The organism is Burkholderia sp. 22313 (assembly GCF_052045245.1).
In the GTDB taxonomy this organism is placed as follows: domain Bacteria; phylum Pseudomonadota; class Gammaproteobacteria; order Burkholderiales; family Burkholderiaceae; genus Burkholderia.
In genome coordinates this window covers 1-20,385 of the sequence record NZ_JBQEON010000026.1, presented here as the reverse complement: position 1 = coordinate 20,385, position 20,385 = coordinate 1, and the positions used below count along the sequence as shown (strand labels likewise).

The following is a 20,385-nucleotide window of genomic DNA, read 5'->3' as shown; positions in this document are numbered from 1 at the left end:
GCCGTTGCATGCAGCGCTGCGACGGTGTCGGCCAGCCCGCTTCGGCCGGAGCCACTCGATGAACGAGACGAGTGCGATGCCGGAGCTCGGCGACCTGCGCGTGTTCTGCATGGTCGCGCGCAAGGCGAGCTTCAGCGCGGCGGCCGATGCGCTGGCGATGTCGTCGTCGTATGTGAGCAAGCGGGTCGGGATGCTCGAGTCGAGCCTTGGCATCCGCCTGCTGCACCGGTCGACGCGCCGCGTGTCGGTGACGGATGCCGGCGAGCGCGTGGTCGTGTGGGCCGAGAAGATTCTCGACGACGTCGAGCATCTGGTCGAGGACGTCTCGACGACGCGTCGCGTGCCGCGCGGCACGCTGCGCGTGTCGAGCAGCTTCGGCTTCGGCCGCAACGTCGTCGCGCCGGCCATTGCCGAGCTGTCGGATCAGTATCCGCAGCTCAACGTGCGGCTCGAACTGTTCGACCGGCTCGTCGACGTCGCGGCCGAGGGCTTCGACGTCGACGTGCGGATCGGCGACGAGATCGCCGGTCACCTGATCGCGAAGCAGCTCGCGACCAACCATCGCGTGCTGTGCGCGTCGCCGGACTATCTGGCGCGGCATGGCACGCCGAAGCAGGTCGGCGATCTCGCGTCGCACGCGTGTCTCGCGATCAAGGAGCGCGACCATCCGTTCGGCGTGTGGCGGCTCGACGCGCGCGGCGAGACGGTGTCCGTGCAGGTGAGCGGGCCGTTGTCGAGCAATCACGGCGAGGTGGCCGTGCAATGGGCGCTGGCCGGGCGCGGGATCGTGCTGCGCTCGATCTGGGACGTGCAGCCGCTGATCGACGCGGGCCGGCTGCAGCGCGTGCTGCCGGGCGTCACGCAGCCGGCCAACGTATGGGCCGTGTATCCGGCGCGGCTCGCGCAATCCGCGAAGGTGCGCGCGTGCGTCAATTTCCTGAAGGAGAAGCTCGGCGGGTGAGGCCGGCTCGCGCACGGCCTGGGCGGCGAGCGCGAGACGCCGGTTTGGGGCGCTTTCGGGCATCATGCGCTTGCACCGGCCCGTCGAGCAGCAGGGTCGTGCCAGGCCTTGCGCCTGCCACCGATCCGGAGAACCGCCCCCCAAGCGTTCGAATCCCTTTCGTCTGCGTCACGCCCGCCTGCTCGCCGCGCTGACGCTCGTCACCACCGCCGTCGCCGCGCACGCGGCCGACTGGATCGCGTCCGGCAACGACGGCAAGTACCAGCGCGTCGACGGGCACGACATCTATCTCGCGTCGCCGCCCGCCGTCGTTACGGACGCAGCAGGTCGAAACCGCCGAACACGACCACACCGCTGAGCGCGATCATCGCGACCGAATGCTGGCCGAAATAGAGAATCGCGGCCGCGAGCCACGTGGTCAGGCAGAAGGCGCCGATGCGGGCCATCGTGAATTCCTCGAAATGCGGGGTGAAGGGCGTGCGCCGAAGTTGTCGCGCGCCGTGTCGATGCGGGTGCGAGGCACGCGCGACCGCGGCGCCGGACGGCATCGCGTGTCGCGCGCGACCGGGCGTGTGCCGGGGCGGGGGTGTCCGCGAGGTCTTGCCGGCAGCAGGCGGCGTGCGCCGCAGCCGGCCAGCCGGCGATTTTACCAGCGTGGAGCGGGAGTCATTCTGGCCCCTTCGTGACAATCAGTGCCCTGCCCGCGAGATGCCGTGCGGCAAGCGCTGCGCGGGCGCGCACGTGCCGCGTGCAAGGCCGGGCTAAAGTTTTATCGGACAAATACCGTAAACGAGTTGCAAGGTATTTCCCCGTTCAACCGACCCGAATGGCTCCTTCATTACGGACCGACACGATGCAGATCGATCTCAATTCCGCCGCCCCAACCCCGCTTGCGACCGGCAATGCGACCGCGAACCCGTCCGGCGCCGGCGTCGGCGTCGGGGCCGCTTCAACGGGCTCGGCCGCCGGGTCGTCGCCGACCGGCGGCGCAACCAGGACGTCGGCGCGCGGCGCCGCGCCGGCAGGCGACACGGGGCAGACGCTCGGCGCATCGGGATCCTCGGCCGCGGATCCCGCGGTCGCGCAGTTGAAGCAACTCATCGAGCGCTTGCAGAAACAGCTCGCGCAGCTGCAGCAGCAGATGGCGGCAGCCGCGCAGCACGCGAAGAACGATCCGGCCGCCGCGATCGAGCAGCAGTCGCTGAGCGCGGAAGCCAGCTCGATTTCCGCCGCGTTGTCGATGGCGATCGCGCAGCTCGCGCAGGCCATCGAGAAGGCGGGCGGCTCGACGTCCGGCGGGCTGGTGTCGACGCGGGCCTGATGGTCCGCACGACGCCGCGTCGCGGCGTCACCCCGCGCATTGCGAGCGCGGGCTCGTCTCGATCGAAGGGGTCGCGATGCTCGCGTTTCTCGACCGGTTGCCGGACGGATATCCGCGTGGCCGGTTCGTGTCCGCATAAGATTTTCTTTAGGCTCGTGCAACATATCGTCGATTGTTCGCGAGCGGCTGGCGGCGGATAGTCCTGCTTCGGCAGGCCGGCTGCCGCGCCCTGCACGCGGCGCGCCGACAGCCGTTGTTCACGCAACCATCCGGAAATCGAAGGAACCGTACCCATGCGCTTCAACGCGATCCGCATCGCCGCGACCCTGTGCGTCGCCGCGTGCGCCGCCGCCACGGCCGGCCGCGCGGCCGCCGCCACGCAGGACGAGATTCACGACACCGTGACGCGCCACGTCGCGCCCTTGATGAAGCAGTTCGCGATTCCCGGCATGGCGATCGGCATCGTCGCCGACGGCAAGCCCTACGTGTTCGACTACGGCGTGATGTCGACGCAAACCGGCCGGCCCGTGACCGGCGACACGCTGTTCGAGATCGGTTCCGTCAGCAAGACGCTGACCGCGACGCTCGCCTCCGACGCGCAGGAGAGCGGCGAGCTGTCGCTGTCGGATCCGGCAGGGAAGTACCTGCCCGCGCTGCAGGGCAAGCCGTTCGGCGGCGTGACGCTGCTCGAGCTCGGCACGCACACGCCGGGCGGGATGCCGTTGCAGGTGCCCGACAGCATCCGCGACGATGCGGCCTTGACGCGTTATCTCGACGCGTGGCAGCCCGCGTACGCGCCGGGCACGCGCCGCACGTACTCGAACGTCGCGATCGGAATGCTCGGGCAGCTCACCGCGAAGGCGATGAACCGCGACTTCGCGACGCTGATGGAACAGCGGCTGTTCCCCGCGCTCGGGATGACGCATACCTACATCGACGTGCCCGCCGCGCGTCAGGCCGACTATGCGCAGGGCTATACGCAGGACGGCAAGCCGATCCGGATGACGGGCGGCATGCTGTGGCAGCCGGCGTACGGCGTCAGGACGACGGCGGCCGACCTGTTGCGCTTCGTGCAGGCGAACATGGGGCTCGTCGAAACGGCGCCGCGTCTGCAGCGCGCGCTCGAACGCACGCACACCGGCTATTTCCGTGCAGGCGCGTTCACGCAGGACCTGATCTGGGAACAGTATCCGTATCCGGTCGCGCTGCCGACCCTGCTCGAAGGGAACGGGCCGCGCATGCTTCACGACGCGACGCCCGCGACCGAACTGAAGCCGCCGCTCGCGCCGCGCGCGGACACGTGGATCAACAAGACGGGCTCGACCAACGGCTTCAGCACCTATGTCGCGTTCGTCCCGGCGAAGCGGCTCGCGATCGTGATGCTCGCGAACCGCAGCTTCCCGATCGAGGATCGCGTGAAGGCCGCGTACCGAATCGTCGAGGCGCTGAACGGCAAGCCGTAACGCGCGCCGTGGCCGCGCGTGCGGCGCGTCATCGCGGCTCAGGCGAGCGCGGCGTCCGCTGCCGTCGACGCAGATGCGGCGCGCGCGCCGGCCGATGCCGCGCCGCCCGCCAGACGCCGATAACGCGCGAGCGCCCACAGCGGGAAGTACGCGGTATAGCCGTGATACTTCAGATAGAAGATGCGCGGAAAGCCCGGCGCATTGTGCGAGCGGTGCCACCAGAACCCGTCGTCCTGCTGAACCGATTGCAGATACGCGATGCCGCGCGTCACCGAGTCGGATTCGCAGTCGCCGAACGCCATCTGCGCGAGCAGTGCCCATGCCGTGAAGTTCGACGTGCTTTCGCCGGCGTTGGTGCCGGCGAGCGCCGGGTCGAGGTAGCTGTCGTTCGTCTCGCCCCAGCCGCCGTCCGCGTGCTGCCGTGCGCGCAGCCAGTCGAGCGCGCGGGCGATGTACGGTTGCGACGGATCCTCGCCCGCGAGCGCGAGCCCGGCCAGCACGCTCCACGTGCCGTAGATGTAGTTCGTGCCCCAGCGCCCCCACCAGCTGCCGTCGGGCTGCTGCGTGCGCTTCACGTAGTCGATCGCGCGCGCGAGCGACGCGCGGTCGGCCGCGCGCTTCGTGACGCCGAAGCACAGCAGCACGCGGCCCGACACGTCCTCGGTTGGCGGATCGAGCAGCGCCCCGTGATCGGCGAACGGGATCGCGTTCAGGTACAGGCGGTCGCAGTCGGCATCGAAGGCCGCGAAGCCGCCGTTGCGCGACTGCAGCCCGCGCATCCAGTCGAGCGCGCGCGCGACGCGGGCCGCATACGGATGCGAGCCGTCCGCGTTGCGATGCGTGCGGCCGCGCCGATCGAGCATCGCGGTGACGACTGCCGTGTCGTCGATGTCGGGGTAGTACGGATTCGCGTATTGAAACGCCCAGCCGCCCGGTTGCGTGTCGGCGGGCGCGTTCTCGATCCAGTCGCCGCGCAGGTCGTTCACCTGGCGCTCGGCGAGCCAGTCGTAGGCGCGGGTGATGCGCGCGTCGAGTTCTTGCCGCGCATCCGCCCGCTCAGGCGCGCCGGCGTCCGGCACGGCCACGCCGCGCGCCTGTTCGAGCGCCATCGTGCTCCACGCGGTGTCCCAGACCGGCGACAGGCACGGCTGGCAGTACATGCTGCCGTCAGGCCGCGTGACCAGCAGCTTCTCCAGTGCGTGCTCGCAATCGCGGCGCAGCGGATGATCGTCCGGGTAGCCGAGCACGTCCATCATCTGGTAGCTGTACACGATCGGCGGAAAGATCCCGCCGAGCCCGTCCTCGCCGTTCATGCGTTCCGCACACCACGCTTGCGCATGCCGGATCGCGCGTTGCCGCAGGCGTTTCGGCAGCAGCGGCTCCACGTGACGCACGACGCGATCGAGCGCGAGAAACGCGCGGCGCATCCCGCGCGCGGGCGGAAAGTAGTGGCGCTCCTGATCGGGCGGCGTGACGAACAGCTCGGGAATCGCGACGTTGCGCGGGTTGCGCGCACGCGCCTTCAGCGAGCACAGCACGAGCAGCGGCACCATCGTCGTGCGCGCCCAGTACGCGACCTTGTACATCGAGATCGGCACCCACTTCGGGAACAGCACGAATTCGATCGGCATGAACGGCGCCGCGCGCCACGGCACCTGGCCGAACGTCGCGAGCAGGATCCGCGTGAACACGTTCGCGCGCGCCGCACCGCCGAGCTTCAGGATCGCGTCGCGCGCGCGGATCATGTGCGGTGCCTGCGCGCTGTCGCCGGCGGCCTTCAGCGCGAAGTACGCCTTCACGCTGCACGACACGTCCGGGTCTCCGTCGACGTACAGGTCCCACCCGCCGTGCGTGTCGAGCCGCTGGATCGCACGCAGGTAGCGCGCCATCTTCTCCTGGCGCGCGTCGTCGATCTTGTCCATGAAATGCATCATCAGGATGTATTCCGCGGTGATCGTCGCGTCGGATTCGAGTTCGAAACACCAGCTGCCGTCAGGCTGCTGAAGACGCATCAGCGCGTCGCGTCCACGAGCGATCGCGGTGTCGAGCGCGGACCAGGGAGAAGGGGCGGGTTTGTTCATGCGGCGGATAATACCATCCGGATGGAATGTTTATCCGGAGACCGCGGGTGCTAACATCGCCGTCATGAAAAAACGCCTCGAACCCGCTCCGCGCGACCTTTCCACGCCCGCCGACCCGGCCGACCCGGCCGACGTGCGGGCCTTCGGCGCGACAGACGTGGCGCCCGCGCCCGTCGCCGGCGTGCGGCGAAAAAAGGCGCCCGAGCAGGTGCGCGCGCAGTTGCTGGAAGCCGCAGCGGAAATCGCGACCCGTCACGGCGTGGCTGCGTTGACGCTCGACGCGGTGGCCGAGCGCGCGGGCGTGACGAAAGGCGCGCTGCAGTATCACTTCGCGAACAAGCAGGGCTTGCTCGATGCGCTGTTCGGGCGGGCGACCGAGCGCTTCGCGACGCAGATGGACGCGCGCCGCGCGGCCGATCCGCACGGCGACGGCGCCGCGGCGCGCGCGTACCTGCATGCGGTGCTCGACACCACGCAGCCGGCCGCGAGCACCGATGTGCTGCGCGTGCTGGTCGCGTCGATGATCACCGAGCAGGACACGCGTGCGCGCTGGTCGGTGCCGATGCGCGAGTGGACGCGGCCGGACCCGGTGCCGCTCGAGCAGGCGGCGATGCTGATGATCTGCCGGCTCGCGGCCGACGGGCTGTGGATTTCGGAATTGCTCGATAGCGTGGAGATTTCCGCCGAGCTGCGCGCGGAGATCGTCCGGCTGCTGGACCGGATGACCGCCGGCGAGATGCCGGCGGGCACGGGCAAGATCAAGGGTGCGCGCGCCCGGCGCACCTGAGCGTGTTCAAGCGCCGAACAACGCGACGAGATCGGCGATCCGCCTCACGCCCGTCTTCGCGAAGATCGCCTTGATCTGAATGCGCACCGTGCTGATCCGCACGCAGTTGCATGCCGCGTACTCGGCCGGTGTCAGCCCGCTGGCGAGGCTGGTCGCGACGGCCATTTCCGCGCGCGTGAGCGCGAACGGACGCGCGTCCGCATCCGGCCGCGCGATGCGCTGGAACGGCCGCCGCAACAGCAGCATCGCGAGCGGTCGCGCGTCGCGATCGAGCGGCACGGTCAAGTGCGGCTGCAGCGGCACGACATGGGTTTCGAGCGTCGGGCGCTGCTCGCGGTCGAGCGCGTGGAGCGGCAACGGATCGACGCTCGGCTGCGGCGAACATGCCTCTCTCACGCGCTGCGCGAGCCGTGTCGCGACCTGCGGCGCCCACGGCACGAGCCGATCGGCGTGCATGCGGATGTCCGTCGATTCCTCGAGCAGCGCGATCGCGGCGACATTCAGATAACGCACGTGCAGCGTGTCGTCGACGACGATCACCGCACGCGGCAGCGCGTCGAGCGCCGCGATCGACTCGTCGGCCGTGCGTATCCTGGACATCCCCGTTCCCCGGTTGCCGCACGTGCCGGCTCGTGCGTGCCGCGCGTGCGTCGCATCGCGTTCGCCGGGCCGTGCACGCCAGCGTATCGCGCGGATGCGGTGCGATCGATTCTAGCAAGCGTCCTCAATTTTGGGGATGTCGGCGCGAGGCGCAGTGTCTACGATCGGCAACGGAATATCGGGAGGGCATTGATCCGATGTATGAACGAAGTCATCGCGCGACAGGCGATGTTCTGACACGGTGCGCGCGTACCGTGACGGGATGCGTGCACGGCAAGCCGGGCACAGACCTTGCGGCAACGCGCCGGCCACAGATCAGGCGAACTTCGTGACTCGGGGGTGCAAGCACATGCTGACAAGAGACTATGTGGAGCGCGAGCTCTGTCATATTGAAAAAATGGTCGCGCTGCTGGAAAGCGATGCCGATACCGGCGTCGTGGCGATGCCGGATGCGATGCGCGTGAGTCGTCCGAGTTACTGGCGCGAGCGGATCGAAGCGCTGCTGGCGATCCCCGCCATGCCGCGCAACTTGACGAAACTCGGCAACGCGCTGCTCGCGAAGATCGACGAGATAGAGTCGCGGCGCAGGGAGGGGAAGTAGGGCGGACGTTTGCGTCGATGCGATCGCGAACGCGCACTCAGAAAAAAGCCACGGAACGATCCGTGGCATTCCCTTTCGATCATGCGGCCGTTGCACGACCGCATCGCGCGATACCGCTGATGCCGCTTACGCGATCGTCTTCGACCAGTTCGCGTACCAGTTGCGGAACAGCGTGTACTGCGCTTCCGCATAGTTGCGTTGCGCGTCGCTCAGCGCATCGGTTTCGTTGAAGTGCAGCGTGTATTCCTTGTCGCCGTTCAGCACCATCAGGTGCTTGTAGAACAGGACCAGATCGCAGCCTTCGTCGAACGACGACAGCACGGCCAGCGCCGCTTCGAGTTCCTTCGCACGCACGCGCGCCACTGCGTCGCCTTGCGCGGCCTTCTTGCACAGGTCGACCAGTTGCAGCACCTCGCGCGGCAGCGCGTTGCCGATACCGGTGATCGCGCCGGCTGCGCCGCAGTTCACGAAGCCGTGGAACACTTGCGTGTCGACACCGGCCATCAGCGTGACGCTGTCGTCCTGCGACGTGATGTTCTCCGCTGCATAGCGCATGTCGGCGGCGCCGCCGAATTCCTTGAAGCCGATCAGGTTCGGGTGTGCGCGACGCAGTTCGAAGAACAGGTCGGCGCGGGTCGCGAAGCCGTAGTACGGGCTGTTGTAGATCACGGCCGGCAGGTTCGGCGCGGCGTTCAGGATCGCGGCGAAGTGCGCCTTCTGTGCGGCCGGCGATGCGCCGCGCGACAGCACGCGCGGAATCACCATCAGGCCATGTGCGCCGACCTTCGCGGCATGCGCGGCGTGCGACACGGCTTCCTTCGAGTTGACCGCGCCCGTGCCGACGATCGTCGGCACGCCGGCTTCGACCAGGCGCGCGACGCCTTCCTGGCGCTGCGCTTCGGTCAGGAGCGGCCAGTCGCCCATCGAGCCGCAGTACACCACGGCGCGCATGCCAAGTGCCACCAGCTCCTTGCCCTTCTTGACCAGCGCGTCGAAATCCGGCTGACGGTCAGCGGTGCACGGAGTCATCAGGGCCGGAATGGTGCCGGTAAAAATGTTGTCGCTCATCTCGTTTCCTCACATTCAGATAGGGTCACTGCCATTGCTGGCAACGTGGGCTGCATGCGCGCGCGCCGTCTCGTTCGTGCTTCTTGCGATCCGGACGGCGGCTGGCCACCTCTTGTTTGCCTCGGTGCCGAAACGTTGCCTCCGGTTCCGCCCGAGAGTCAGCCATCGACGGAAGTCATTCTAGCTAGATCGCATATTTTATACAATATAAAATAAAAGGGGCGTGACGGAGGGGGTTCTTTGGGGGTGTCAGGGACGGCGGGGAACCGTGTTGCAGCGGCCTCCGACGGGGATCGCGGGCGCATCCCGATGATGTGGCGCAATGTTTCTTGCGGCGTTTACTGCCTCCGTTTGGCGGCCTTCCGCGTTCGGCCGGCGTTCGGTAGGCACGCGTCCGTCGCGCCAGGCTAGACAGCGGCGAAGGCTGGCGGACAAAATCGGCTATCGTCGCAAAACCGGCTGATCGGCACCGGGCCGGGTGAAATCTGCACGAAATTTTTTGCCACCAACGCCGCTTCGCACCAACCACGCGCACCGCGCCAACTACAACCAACCATGAATTCCGGCATCGTCTACGCTTTTTCCGCGTTCGTCATCTGGGGGCTCTTTCCCGTCTACTTCAAGACGCTCCACCAGATTCCCGCGCTCGAAATACTCGCCCACCGCATGGCATGGTCGCTCGTGTTCATCCTCGCCGTGCTTGTCGTGCGCCACCACTGGGCGTGGCTGCGTCCCGCGCTGCGCGACAGGCGCCTGATCGCCCGCTTCGCCGCGAGTGCCATGCTGCTCTCGGCCAACTGGGGCATCTACATCTGGGCCGTGAACGCGGGGCATATCGTCGAGGCGAGCCTCGGCTACTTCATCAACCCGCTTATCAACGTGTTGTTCGGTTTCGTCTTCCTGCACGAGCGGATGCGCCCGCTGCAATGGTGCGCGGTGGCGCTTGCGGCGCTCGGCGTGGCGTGGCTCACCTGGCAAAACGGCGCGCCGCCGTGGATCAGCCTCGCGCTCGCGCTGACGTTCGGCGGCTATGGCCTCTTGCGCAAGACTGCGACGCTTGGCGCGCTCGAAGGCCTCGCGCTCGAAACGGTGCTGTTATTTCCCGTGGCGATCGTCTATCTGATGACGATCGGCATGGCCGGCGCGAGCCATTTCACACATGCGCCGCTCGGCCTGCAACTGCTGCTGGCTGCCGCCGGGCCTATCACGGCCGTGCCGCTGCTACTCTTCGCGGCTGCCGCTCGACGGATCCCGCTCTCGATGCTCGGCCTGATCCAATATGTGACGCCCACGCTCCAGCTCCTCGTCGGCGTGCTGATCTACGGCGAGCCTTTCGGGTCGGTGCGCGCAATCGGCTACGGCGCAATCTGGGTAGCGCTCGCGCTCTACTCGTTCGAAGGGCTGCGCGGTACGCTGGCAGCTGCGCGGCAGGGCAGCTTGAGTGGAGGTCGGTAGCGGCTGTGTCAAAACCCGAGGGGGGGCGCCCAAGTTGAATCAACCTGTCGGGGCGACCCCGCAGGCGCGAACGACCGCCGAGGTCCGGAGACAGACGTCTTGTCAATGCGACTCTACGTAAGGCCGCCGCTTTGGGTCGGCAAGCGACATGCGCGGAAATCCACGAAGCCCCTTTTTTGCTGGCCGCAAGAATGGCGCGGCGGCGCGACGATAGGCGGCCGACAACGCTCGACTGCACGACCCCTCTGCTAATATTGTAGAAAATATGCAATATCCGGCGCCACACCGGCGCCAGCCTGACCGCCATCCCCCCGTCCGAACCGCAACATGAACGAGAAACGCCCTGCTCTTGTCTACGCCACGCGCGCCGAAGCCGCGGCGAATGAACTGCGCCGCCGCATCCTGACGGGGGAGTACGTCGACGGCTATCAGCTTCGCCAGGATGCATTGGCCACCGAGCTCGGCATCAGCCGCATCCCGCTGCGCGAAGCGCTCGTGCAGCTCGAGAGCGAAGGGCTCGTCAAGATCCTGCCGCACAAGGGCGCGATCGTCTCGGAGCTGTCCCCGGAGGACATCACCGAACTGTTCGAATTGCGTGCGCTGCTGGAACCCGTGCTGCTGAAAAAGTCGATTCCGAAACTGACCGCCGAGGATTTCGCGCGGCTCGACGCGATCCTCGCGGAATACAGTGCGGTGCTGCACGCGAGCCAGTCCGGACGCTGGGGCGAACTGAACACCGAACTGCATCATCTGCTGCTGTCGCGCGCCGAGCAGCCGAAGACGGCGGCGATCGTCGCGTCGCTGCTGCAACAGACCGACCGCTACACGCGCGTGCAGCTGTCGTTGTCGGAGGCCGCGCGCGATGTGGCGGAATCCGAACACGCGGAGCTGGTCGCGTTGTGCCGCAAGGGCGACACGCGCTCGGCGGCGTCGCTCCTCAAGCGTCATATCGAGCATGCGGGCGGGGAGTTGAATGCGTTCCTGCGCGACCGGCGGCTGGGTCGTTGAGCGCGTCGAGATCGTTCAGGCGCCGTGGCGGCACTAGCGTCTAGCGCGGAAGCGGGGGCGCATGCAATGCGCGGGCCGTCCCGCATCGCCGATCCCGCCTGCATGCATCACGTGCGCCTAACCGCCACCAATCCCCTGCAACACCTTCCCCGTCCCGCCGCACACCATACACGGCTGTCCTTCCACCATCCCGGTACCGCGGCAAACACCACACAGATCCTCACCGACGCCCGGCGCATCGGGCGGTCCTTCGTCGCCCGGGTTCAACGGCGTGTCCTGACGCTGTCCCGCTGACGTTTTGCTCGTCTGCATCGCACACCTCCTGTCGCGTTTCCAATGTCGCAGCGAGCACGCATCGCACGTGCCCGCTGCGATGACATGCGAGCCGTCGCCGACGCGCATGCCGGAAGCGCGCACAAACAGGCGCGCCGTGCCCTTTCCCCCATGGTGACTTCGCAGTCAGTCATCCTACAACTAGGGGAATGGAGGTGAAAGATGGCGCTCGGTACGGGGAAAACGACGCACCCGCGTGCCGATTCAAATGCGGGCCGCTTTCCGGAAAACGTTTCGCCGAGCATCCGCCAAACAGAGAAGGCTTTTTCCTTGTTCCAGCCGAAACCCCGCTACAGAGGCGCTTATAGGGGTATGCACCAAGTGAGTTAAACGATTAACCGACGTACATTCGCCCCAACACGTCATACAACGTATGACTGCGACCGGGCGAACGCCGTGCATCGACGCAGGCGGATGCCGCCGGATCGCCGCCAAACAACGAGCAACCCGCAAGGAGACTGACGATGAAGCACCGATTCACCCGCTCCCGTACCGCACTGGCCGTCGCGCTGATGGCCGGCTTCGCGGTGTCTGCGCAGGCCCGCGTGTTCCGCTCGGCGGACGTGCACGGCGACAGCTTCCCGACCAACATGGCGGTCAAGTACATGGGCGACGAGCTGTCGAAGCTGACGGGCGGCAAGGACTCGATCAAGGTGTTCGGCAACAGCGCGCTCGGTTCGGAGAAGGACACGGTCGACCAGGTGCGGATCGGCGCGATCGACATGGCGCGCGTGAACGGCGCGTCGTTCAACGAGATCGTGCCGGAATCGCTGATCCCGTCGTTCCCGTTCCTGTTCCGCGATGTCGACCATTTCCGCAAGGCGATGTACGGCCCGGCCGGCCAGAAGATTCTCGACGCGTTCTCGGCGAAGGGGATGGTCGCGCTGACGTTCTACGAGAGCGGCGCGCGCTCGATCTACGCGAAGCGCCCGGTGCGCACGCCGGCCGACATGAAGGGGCTGAAGGTGCGCGTGCAACCATCGGACCTGATGGTGGACGAGATCAAGGCGATGGGCGGCACGCCGACGCCGATGCCGTTCGCGGAGGTCTACACGGGCCTGAAGACGGGCCTCGTCGACGCGGCGGAAAACAACCTGCCGTCGTACGAGGAAACCAAGCACTTCGAAGTGGCGCCCGACTACTCGGAAACGCAGCACGCGATGACGCCGGAAGTGCTGGTGTTCTCGAAGAAGATCTGGGACACGCTGTCGCCGCAGGAACAGGCCGCGATCAGGAAGGCCGCGGCCGATTCGGTGCCGTACTACCAGAAGCTGTGGACCGCGCGCGAGGCCTCGGCGCAGCAGACGGTGACGAAGGGCGGCGCGAAGATCCTGCCGGCCGCGCAGATCGATCGCGCGGCGTTCGTGAAGGCGATGCAGCCGCTGTGGACCAAGTATGAAAAGACGCCGCAGATGAAGCAGATCGTCGACGAGATCGAGGCCACCAAGTGACCCGTCGCACTTCCCTGAACGGCGCGGCGGCGGTGGGCGCGCCGGACGGCGCCACCGCGGACGCGGCGGCACCGTGCCGGCCGCGCGCGGCGGCGCCCCTGCTGCGCTGCGTGAACGACCTGCTGTTCCGCGCGCTGGCGGTGGTCGCGTCGCTGTGTCTCGCGGCGCTCACGCTGCTGGTGTTCTACGCGGTCGTGATGCGTTACGTGTTCGAGAACGCGCCGGATTTCGTCGAGCCGATCGCGCTGCTGCTGGTGATCGTGATCGCGATGTTCGGCGCGGCGATGAAGGTGCGCGACGGCGGCCACATCGGTCTCGACTCGCTCGTGCGGCGTCTGTCGGCGGGCCCGCGCATGGCGGTGATCGCGATCCAGCACCTGAGCCTGATCGCGTTCGCGATCGCGATCATGGTCGGCTGCGGCAGCATGGCCGCCGAGACGATGGGCGACCGCATCCCGATCATCGGGCTGCCCGAAGGCGTGCGCTACCTGATCACGATTCCCGCGGCGATCGCCATCATCCTCTTCTCGCTCGAGCACCTGCTCGCGCTTCGTCGTTCTTCGTCGGGACAATAACGCCATGGAACTCGCGATCCTGTCCGTCAGTTTTCTGATATTCCTCGTGCTGGGTGTACCCGTTTCATTCGGGCTCGGGCTTGCCTGCGTGCTGACCTACCTGGTCGAAGGGCTGCCGATCGCAACCGCGATGCAGTCGATGATCTCGGGGATGAACGCGTTCTCGTTCCTCGCGGTGCCGTTCTTCATCTTCTCCGGCGAGCTGATGCTGCACGGCGGTATCGCCGATCGCATCCTGCGCTTCGCGCAGGCCACCGTCGGGCACTTCCGCGGCGGCCTCGGGATGGCCAACGTCGTCGCGTGCACGCTGTTCGGCGGCGTGTCGGGCTCGCCGACGGCCGATACGTCGGCGATGGGCGGTGTGGTGATTCCGCTGATGAAGCGCGAAGGCTACAGCGCGGCGTATGCGGTGAACGTGACGACCCACGCGTCGCTCGCCGGCGCACTGATGCCGACGTCGACCAACATGATCATCTACGCGTTCGCCGCGCAGGGGATCACGGGGATGCTGCATGGCCAGCAGGTGAGCGGCGTGTCGATCGGCGACCTGCTGTTCTCCGGCCTCCTGCCGGTGCTGTGGGTGATGGGCTTCGTGCTCGCCGCCGCGTACTGGCAGGCCGTGCGTCACGGCTATCCGCGCCGCGAAGACGGTTCGTCCGCGCTGCCGTCGTTCCCGGGCTGGTATGCGGTGCTGCGCAGCTTCGTCGGCGCGGTGCCGGGCCTGATGGTGATCGCGATCATCCTCGTGTGCGTCGCGAAGGGCATCGCCACCGCGACCGAAGCCGCCGCGATCGCCGTCGTGTATTCGCTCGTGCTGACCGCAGTCGTGTACCGCACGCTGACCGTCGCGAAGCTGCGCCGCGCGCTGTCGCATGCGGCGCGCACGACGGGCGTCGTGCTGCTGCTGATCGCCGTGTCCAACATGCTGCGCTTCCAGATGTCGTACCTGGAGATTCCGGATGCGATCGAAGGGCTGCTGAAGCAGTCGACCGCGGCGCCTTGGCTGATGCTGCTGTACATCAACGTGATCCAGGTGTTCCTCGGGACGTTCGTCGACATGGCCGCGCACATCCTGATCACGACGCCGCTGTTCCTGCCGATCGCGATGGCGTGCGGCGTCGGGCCGGTGCAGTTCGGGATCATGCTGCTCCTGAACTGCTCGCTCGGCCTCGTGCACCCGCCGATCGGCTCGGTGCAGTTCGTGGGCTGCGCGATCGGCAACGTGTCGATCGGCGAGACGACGAAGATGGCGTGGCCGTATTACCTCGCGATCTTCAGTGCGATCAACATCGTCACGTACCTGCCGTTCTTCTCCACCTGGCTGCCGAGCCTGATCAGCGGGCACGCGGTGTTCTGACCGTTTGCGTTGCCCATTGCGGCGCCGGACGACCGAGGTGGTCCGGCGCCGTCATCACGTCGACGTTTTTCCATCCCACACAGCGAACCTGCATGAACAAGAAAACAGCATGGCGCGCCGTCGCGGCCGCCGCCTTCGCGCTGGCCACGTCGCTCGCGCACGCCGCGACCTATGCGTACGTATCGAACAGCGACAGTCGCGACATCTCGGTGTTCGGGGTCGACACGGCGACGGGCGCGCTGCGCGCGATCGAAACCGTGCCGGTCGACGGCACCGTGATGCCGATGACGCTGTCGCCGGATCATCTGCGGCTCTATGCGGCGCTGCGCTCGACGCCGTATCGCGTCGTCAGCTTCGCGATCAATCCGCTCGACGGGCGGCTGATCGAACTGGGCCGCTCGCCGCTCGCGGACAGCATGGCGTACGTGTCGACCGACGCGTCGGGCCGCTACCTGTTCTCCGCGTCGTATGGCGGCAATCTGCTCGCGGTCAACCGGATCGGCGAGAACGGCGTGGCCGGCGACGTGCAGCAGACGGTGAAGACCGGCCCGATGGCGCACGCGATTCGCCAGTCGCCGGACGGCCGCTACGCGTTCGCGTCGGTGCTCGGCGCGGATGCGTGGCTGCGGTTGCCGTTCGATGCGTCGACCGGCAAGCTGACCGACACGGGAGAGCCCGCGTATCGGCTGCCGGAGAAGTCGGGTCCGCGCCATTTCGTGTTCTCGTCGAACGGGCGGTTCGCGTACCTGATCGACGAACTCGACGGCAAGCTGCATGTCATTGCGCTGTCGCACGGCGGCGCCGATGCGCGGCCGATCCAGACGGTGTCGATCCTGCCGGCGGATTTCCATGGCGACAAGCCATGGGGCGCGGACCTGCATCTGACGCCGGACGGCAAATTCCTCTATGCGTCGGAGCGCACGTCGAGCACGCTGGCCGCCTACCGTGTCGATGCGGCGTCGGGCAAGCTCGCGCGAGTCGGCACGTTCGCGACCGAGCGGCAGCCACGCGGCTTCGCGATCGATCCGTCGGGCAAGGTTCTGCTCGCGGCGGGGCAGTTGTCGCCGACGCTTGCCGTGTACCGCATCGACGCACGCACCGGGCGCCTCGACGCGATCGGCAAGTATCCGGTCGGCAAGGGCGCGAACTGGGTCGAGATCGTCACGTACGACGGGACGAACTGATTCGGCCTGCTGCGCGACGGGCTGCACGATCGCGCAGTGAAATCCCGGTGGATCGGCTCAAGTTGGAGAAGCGGCTGTCGTTAACCGACAAGGGACAACTTCGAGAGTCGATTCACCATGCGCGATATGAAGGTCGGAACCAGCTTGCTCGCCGTGCTGGCCATGTTTGCCGCGATGATCGTCGTCGGCGGCATCGTCGGGATCGTTGCGCTCGGCAGCGCGAACACGAACGCGAAGCGCCTGCACGACATCGCGGCGCAGACGTCGCTCGTCAACGACGCATACAAGGACAGCACGCGTACCCGCTCGGCGCTCGTGCGCGCGTATTCGGCGCTGAAGGAACACAACGACCCGGCGCAGCGCGATTCAGCGCTGCAAAGCGCGCAGCGGACGTTCGACTTGTCCGCGAAGGAAACGCAGGCGTTCAAGGATGGCGCGCCGATCGGCAGCCTCGGCGCCGGCCTGAAGCAGGCGCTGGTCGAATCGTCGATGCATCTCGCGAGCGTGCTCGCCCGCGCGACCGATGCGCTGCGCAACGGCGACACCGCCGCGTATGCGGAGATCAACGACAAGGAGATCACGCGCGCCGGCCAGGTGTATTCGGCGAACGTCGAGACATTCCAGCGCACGGCGAACCAGCTGGCGGAAGACACGATCGATGCAGACAACACCGCCTACACGCGGATCATCGCGATGGTCGGGATCGGCGTTGCGCTCGCGCTGGCGTTGATCGCCGCGACGCACGTCGCGCTGCGCGCGATCGTAGCGCGGCCGCTCGCGAACGCGGCCGCGCTGCTCGACCGGATCGCATCGAACGACCTGACCGTGACGGTGCCCGATGCCGGCCGCAATGAAATCGGTCAGCTGTTCGCCGCGATGAAGCGGATGCAGGCGGGTCTCGCGACGACGGTCACCGGCATGCGCGACAGCAGCGACGCGATCCACACGGCCGCGCGCGAGATTGCCGCGGGCAACCTCGACCTGTCGAGCCGCACGGAGCAGCAATCCGCGTCGCTCGAGGAAACGGCCGCGAGCATGGAGCAGCTGACCTCGACGGTGCGCCAGAACGCCGACAACGCGCAGCAGGCCAGCTCGCTCGCGGCGAGCGCGGCGGACCGCGCGCAGCATGGCGGCGAACTGGTCGGCCGCGCGGTCGACATGATGGGCGTGATCAACACGAGCTCGCAGAAGATCGCGGAAATCACCGGGATGATCGACGGCATCGCGTTTCAGACCAATATCCTGGCGCTGAACGCGGCGGTCGAATCGGCGCGTGCGGGCGAACACGGGCGCGGCTTCGCGGTCGTCGCGGGCGAGGTGCGCACGCTGGCCCAGCGCAGCGCGAGCGCCGCGCGCGAGATCCGGCAACTGATCGGCGCGTCGATCGACGACGTGCGCGACGGCAATGCGCTCGTGACGCAGGCGGGGCAGGCGATGGGCGAAATCGTGTCGTCGGTGCGGCGCGTGGCGACGATCATGACCGAGATCACGACGGCCACCGTCGAGCAGAGCGCGGGCATCGACCAGGTTGGCCAGACGGTCACGCAGATGGACCGGATGACGCAGCAGAACGCGGCGCTCGTCGAACAGGCGAGTGCCGCCGCGTCGGCGCTCGAGCAGCAGGCGAGCGCGATGCAGACGGCGATGTCGGTGTTCCGGATCGCGCGGGTGGCGTGAACGGGGCGACACACCGGGCTTGTCGATGCAATCGGCCGGTATCCGGGCGGCGACCTGGCGAACGGATGCGTTGCGGAGCGAAGCGGCCGCGATTTGTCGTTCGCGCTGTCACCGACCTGTGCGATGATGCGCGGCGCCGCGTTGTTCGCAACGCGTGCTGACCCGGCGCCCGCTTGCGGGCCGCTGCCGTTCGTCGTCATACCCGGAGGCCCGATGCCCACTCGAATCGTTCAAGGCAATACGCTGCATTACCAGGATCACGGCACCGGGTTTCCGGTGCTGCTCGGGCACAGCTATCTGTGGGATGCGGCGATGTGGGCGCCGCAGATCGATGCGTTGTCGAGCCGCTATCGCGTGATCGTGCCGGATCTGTGGGGGCATGGCGCGTCGGGTCCGCTGCCGGACGGCACGCAAACGCTCGACGATCTCGCCGCGCACGCGAGCGCGTTGCTCGACGCGCTGGAGATCGAGCAGTGCGCGGTCGTCGGGCTCAGCGTCGGCGGGATGTGGGGCGCGCGGCTCGCGTTGCGCGAACCGCAGCGCGTGCGCTCGCTGGTGCTGATGGATGCGTCGCTCGAGGCCGAGCCCGACGCGACGCGGCTGCGCTACTTCGGGATGCTCGACGCGATCGCGGCCGCCGGCTGCATCGTGCCGCCGCTGCTCGATGCGATCGTGCCGCTGTTCTTCCGGCCGGACGTGAACCTGGCCGACCCGGTGCCGAGCGCGTTTCGTGCCGCGCTCGCGAACCTGCCGGCCGACCGGCTGCGGGAATCGATCGTGCCGCTCGGCCGGCTGATCTTCGGGCGGCCGGATACGCTCCCGGCGCTTGCCGAACTGGATGCGGCACGCACGCTGCTGATGTGCGGCGCGGGCGACATGGCGCGCCCGCCGTCGGAGACGGTGAAGATGGCGAGCGTGATCGGTTGCCGCCACGCGCTGGTGCCGGAGGCCGGCCATATCTCGAACCTGGAGAACCCGGCGTTCGTCACGCGGATGCTGCTCGACTGGTTCGACGAACAGGCGCTCGCGGCGGGCTGACACTGACAGTCACGTGCGCGATGCCGGCGGCGTGTGCCGCGCGACATCGCGTGACGATGCATGACGACGCAACGCCTGGCGTTACGCGCGTTCGCCGATCGGCGTGAACTTGCGGTCGCGCACGCGGCCCTCGTCGGCGCCGCGGCGAATCAGGTCCTGCGCTTCCGCGCGGCTTGCCACGCACGGCGCGGAGCCGGGCAGCGGCCGCCGTGCCGATTCGCGCAGCGCGAGCACCGACACGATGCCGATGAACGACGCGCCCATCAGGTAGTAGGCCGGCATCATCAGGTCGCCGGTACGATCGACGAGCCACGCGGTGACGAGTGGCGTCGTGCCGCCGAACAGCGACACCGACACGTTGAAGCCGATCGCGAGCGCGCCGTAGCGGATCCGCGTCGGGAACAGCGCGGGCAGCGCGGACGGCATCACGCCGGTGAAGGTCGACAGCAGCGTGCCGTAGATCAGCATCCCGCCGAACACGGCCGCCATCCCGCCGGTGCGGATCAGCAGCAGCGCCGGCACCGACAGCACGAGCAGGCCGACGCAGCCGAACATCATCACCGGCTTGCGGCCGAGCCGGTCCGACAGATGGCCCGCATAAACCGTCATCGGCATCATCAGCACCATCACGAGCAGCACCATGAAGAGGCCGTGCGTTTCGTTGAAGTGCAGCGTCGCCGACAGGTAGTTCGGCAGGTACGACAGCGCCATGTAGTCGGTCACGTTGAAGATCAGCACGAGACCGACGCACTGCAGCAGCGGCTGCCACTGTTCGACGAGCAGCGTGCCGAACGACTGCTTCGGGCGCGACCGTTCGTCCGCTTCGCGCGCCTCGGCCTCCTTCTTGAACGCGGGCGTTTCCTCGAGCTTGAGCCGCACGTACAGGCCGACGAGGCCGAGCGGGCCGGCGATGAAGAACGGCACGCGCCAGCCCCATGACAACAGCGCGTCCTGCGACAGCGTCGCCGTCAGTATCGCTACGGTGGCCGCGCCGAGCGTGTAGCCGATCAGCGTGCCGAACTCGAGGAAGCTGCCCATGAAGCCGCGGCGCTTGTCGGTGGAGAACTCGGCGATGAAGGTGGCGGCGCCGCCGTATTCGCCGCCGGTCGAGAAGCCCTGCACGAGGCGGGCGACGAGCAGCAGCACGGGCGCCAGGATGCCGATCGACGCGTAGCTGGGGATCAGGCCGATCGCGAAGGTGCCGACGGCCATCATGATCATCGTGGCGGCGAGCACGCGCTGGCGGCCGATGCGGTCGCCGAGCGGGCCGAACACCATGCCGCCGAGCGGGCGCACGAGGAACGCGGCCGCGAACGTGCCGAAGGTCGCGAGCAGCTGCGCGGACGGGCTGCTGGACGGGAAGAACACCTTGCCGAGCGTGACGGCGATATAGCTGTAGACGCCGAAGTCGAACCATTCCATCGC

General features: G+C 67.6%; 19 protein-coding genes and 1 pseudogene. 14 read left to right on the top strand and 6 right to left on the bottom strand.

Going from position 1 to position 20,385, the window contains the following annotated elements:
• The first annotated feature begins 58 nt into the window (after positions 1-58).
• A complete protein-coding gene (locus tag ACTJKF_RS20990) occupies positions 59-961 on the top strand; it encodes a LysR substrate-binding domain-containing protein (protein ID WP_440625731.1) in 903 nt (300 codons plus the stop codon).
• A gap of 64 nt (positions 962-1,025) precedes the next feature.
• Positions 1,026-1,268 (top strand): annotated as a pseudogene (locus ACTJKF_RS20985) (YncE family protein); the annotation flags it as partial.
• A gap of 4 nt (positions 1,269-1,272) precedes the next feature.
• On the opposite strand, the gene ACTJKF_RS20980 reads toward ACTJKF_RS20985, so the two are convergent.
• Positions 1,273-1,407 (bottom strand): hypothetical protein, encoded by a 135-nt coding sequence (locus ACTJKF_RS20980; protein WP_006750603.1) that lies wholly within the window; start codon positions 1,405-1,407, stop codon positions 1,273-1,275.
• A 407-nt stretch (positions 1,408-1,814) separates the two neighbouring features.
• Here ACTJKF_RS20980 and ACTJKF_RS20975 point away from each other — a divergent pair, with 407 nt between their 5' ends.
• Both ACTJKF_RS20975 and ampC read left to right on the top strand, forming a co-directional pair.
• Complete coding sequence (locus ACTJKF_RS20975) at positions 1,815-2,282, top strand: hypothetical protein (protein WP_440625728.1); 468 nt, start codon at positions 1,815-1,817, stop codon at positions 2,280-2,282.
• A 293-nt stretch (positions 2,283-2,575) separates the two neighbouring features.
• On the top strand, positions 2,576-3,745 hold the full coding sequence (ampC, locus tag ACTJKF_RS20970; protein ID WP_440625726.1) for a class C beta-lactamase: 1,170 nt from the start codon (positions 2,576-2,578) through the stop codon (positions 3,743-3,745).
• Between the two features lie 38 nt (positions 3,746-3,783).
• Here ampC and shc read toward each other — a convergent pair whose 3' ends face one another.
• Positions 3,784-5,838 carry a squalene--hopene cyclase gene (gene shc, locus ACTJKF_RS20965; RefSeq protein WP_440625852.1) on the bottom strand — a complete coding sequence of 685 codons (2,055 nt, stop codon included), beginning with the start codon at positions 5,836-5,838 and terminating at the stop codon, positions 3,784-3,786.
• Between the two features lie 52 nt (positions 5,839-5,890).
• Between shc and ACTJKF_RS20960 the strand changes: the two genes are divergently transcribed.
• Positions 5,891-6,613, top strand: a complete 723-nt coding sequence (locus ACTJKF_RS20960) for a TetR/AcrR family transcriptional regulator (protein WP_440625724.1) — start codon at positions 5,891-5,893, stop codon at positions 6,611-6,613.
• A gap of 6 nt (positions 6,614-6,619) precedes the next feature.
• Here ACTJKF_RS20960 and ACTJKF_RS20955 read toward each other — a convergent pair whose 3' ends face one another.
• On the bottom strand, positions 6,620-7,213 hold the full coding sequence (locus tag ACTJKF_RS20955; protein WP_440625722.1) for a helix-turn-helix transcriptional regulator: 594 nt from the start codon (positions 7,211-7,213) through the stop codon (positions 6,620-6,622).
• A 349-nt stretch (positions 7,214-7,562) separates the two neighbouring features.
• Here ACTJKF_RS20955 and ACTJKF_RS20950 point away from each other — a divergent pair, with 349 nt between their 5' ends.
• Positions 7,563-7,814, top strand: a complete 252-nt coding sequence (locus ACTJKF_RS20950; RefSeq protein ID WP_440625720.1) for a hypothetical protein — start codon at positions 7,563-7,565, stop codon at positions 7,812-7,814.
• Positions 7,815-7,940: 126 nt separating this feature from the next.
• Here ACTJKF_RS20950 and ACTJKF_RS20945 read toward each other — a convergent pair whose 3' ends face one another.
• Positions 7,941-8,882, bottom strand: a complete 942-nt coding sequence (locus ACTJKF_RS20945; RefSeq protein ID WP_440625719.1) for a dihydrodipicolinate synthase family protein — start codon at positions 8,880-8,882, stop codon at positions 7,941-7,943.
• Between the two features lie 555 nt (positions 8,883-9,437).
• Between ACTJKF_RS20945 and rarD the strand changes: the two genes are divergently transcribed.
• Complete coding sequence (gene rarD / locus ACTJKF_RS20940) at positions 9,438-10,337, top strand: EamA family transporter RarD (RefSeq protein WP_440625717.1); 900 nt, start codon at positions 9,438-9,440, stop codon at positions 10,335-10,337.
• Positions 10,338-10,664: 327 nt separating this feature from the next.
• Entirely contained in the window at positions 10,665-11,345 is a 681-nt protein-coding gene (locus tag ACTJKF_RS20935; protein ID WP_440625715.1) for a GntR family transcriptional regulator, read from the top strand.
• Positions 11,346-11,462: 117 nt separating this feature from the next.
• On the opposite strand, the gene ACTJKF_RS20930 is transcribed toward ACTJKF_RS20935, so the two are convergent.
• Positions 11,463-11,657 carry a hypothetical protein gene (locus ACTJKF_RS20930; RefSeq protein WP_440625713.1) on the bottom strand — a complete coding sequence of 65 codons (195 nt, stop codon included), beginning with the start codon at positions 11,655-11,657 and terminating at the stop codon, positions 11,463-11,465.
• A 485-nt stretch (positions 11,658-12,142) separates the two neighbouring features.
• Here ACTJKF_RS20930 and ACTJKF_RS20925 point away from each other — a divergent pair, with 485 nt between their 5' ends.
• The 6 genes from ACTJKF_RS20925 (at position 12,143) to ACTJKF_RS20900 (ending at position 18,960) form a co-directional block, all read left to right on the top strand.
• Entirely contained in the window at positions 12,143-13,129 is a 987-nt protein-coding gene (locus tag ACTJKF_RS20925; RefSeq protein ID WP_440625711.1) for a TRAP transporter substrate-binding protein, read from the top strand.
• Positions 13,126-13,704, top strand: a complete 579-nt coding sequence (locus ACTJKF_RS20920) for a TRAP transporter small permease (protein ID WP_440625710.1) — start codon at positions 13,126-13,128, stop codon at positions 13,702-13,704. Before ACTJKF_RS20925 ends, ACTJKF_RS20920 begins: the two co-directional genes overlap by 4 nt.
• Before the next feature lie 4 nt (positions 13,705-13,708).
• Positions 13,709-15,061: a TRAP transporter large permease gene (locus ACTJKF_RS20915; protein ID WP_440625708.1), complete on the top strand. Its 1,353-nt coding sequence runs from the start codon at positions 13,709-13,711 to the stop codon at positions 15,059-15,061.
• 92 nt (positions 15,062-15,153) lie between these two features.
• Entirely contained in the window at positions 15,154-16,245 is a 1,092-nt protein-coding gene (locus ACTJKF_RS20910) for a lactonase family protein (RefSeq protein WP_440625706.1), read from the top strand.
• 117 nt (positions 16,246-16,362) lie between these two features.
• On the top strand, positions 16,363-17,922 hold the full coding sequence (locus ACTJKF_RS20905; protein WP_440625704.1) for a methyl-accepting chemotaxis protein: 1,560 nt from the start codon (positions 16,363-16,365) through the stop codon (positions 17,920-17,922).
• Positions 17,923-18,135: 213 nt separating this feature from the next.
• The gene (locus ACTJKF_RS20900) at positions 18,136-18,960 is read left to right on the top strand and encodes an alpha/beta fold hydrolase (RefSeq protein WP_440625702.1); all 825 of its coding nucleotides are present in this window, start codon (positions 18,136-18,138) and stop codon (positions 18,958-18,960) included.
• 81 nt (positions 18,961-19,041) lie between these two features.
• On the opposite strand, the gene proP is transcribed toward ACTJKF_RS20900, so the two are convergent.
• Positions 19,042-20,385 (bottom strand): glycine betaine/L-proline transporter ProP (gene proP / locus ACTJKF_RS20895; RefSeq protein WP_440625700.1); only part of this gene is annotated, 1,344 nt, incomplete at its 5' end.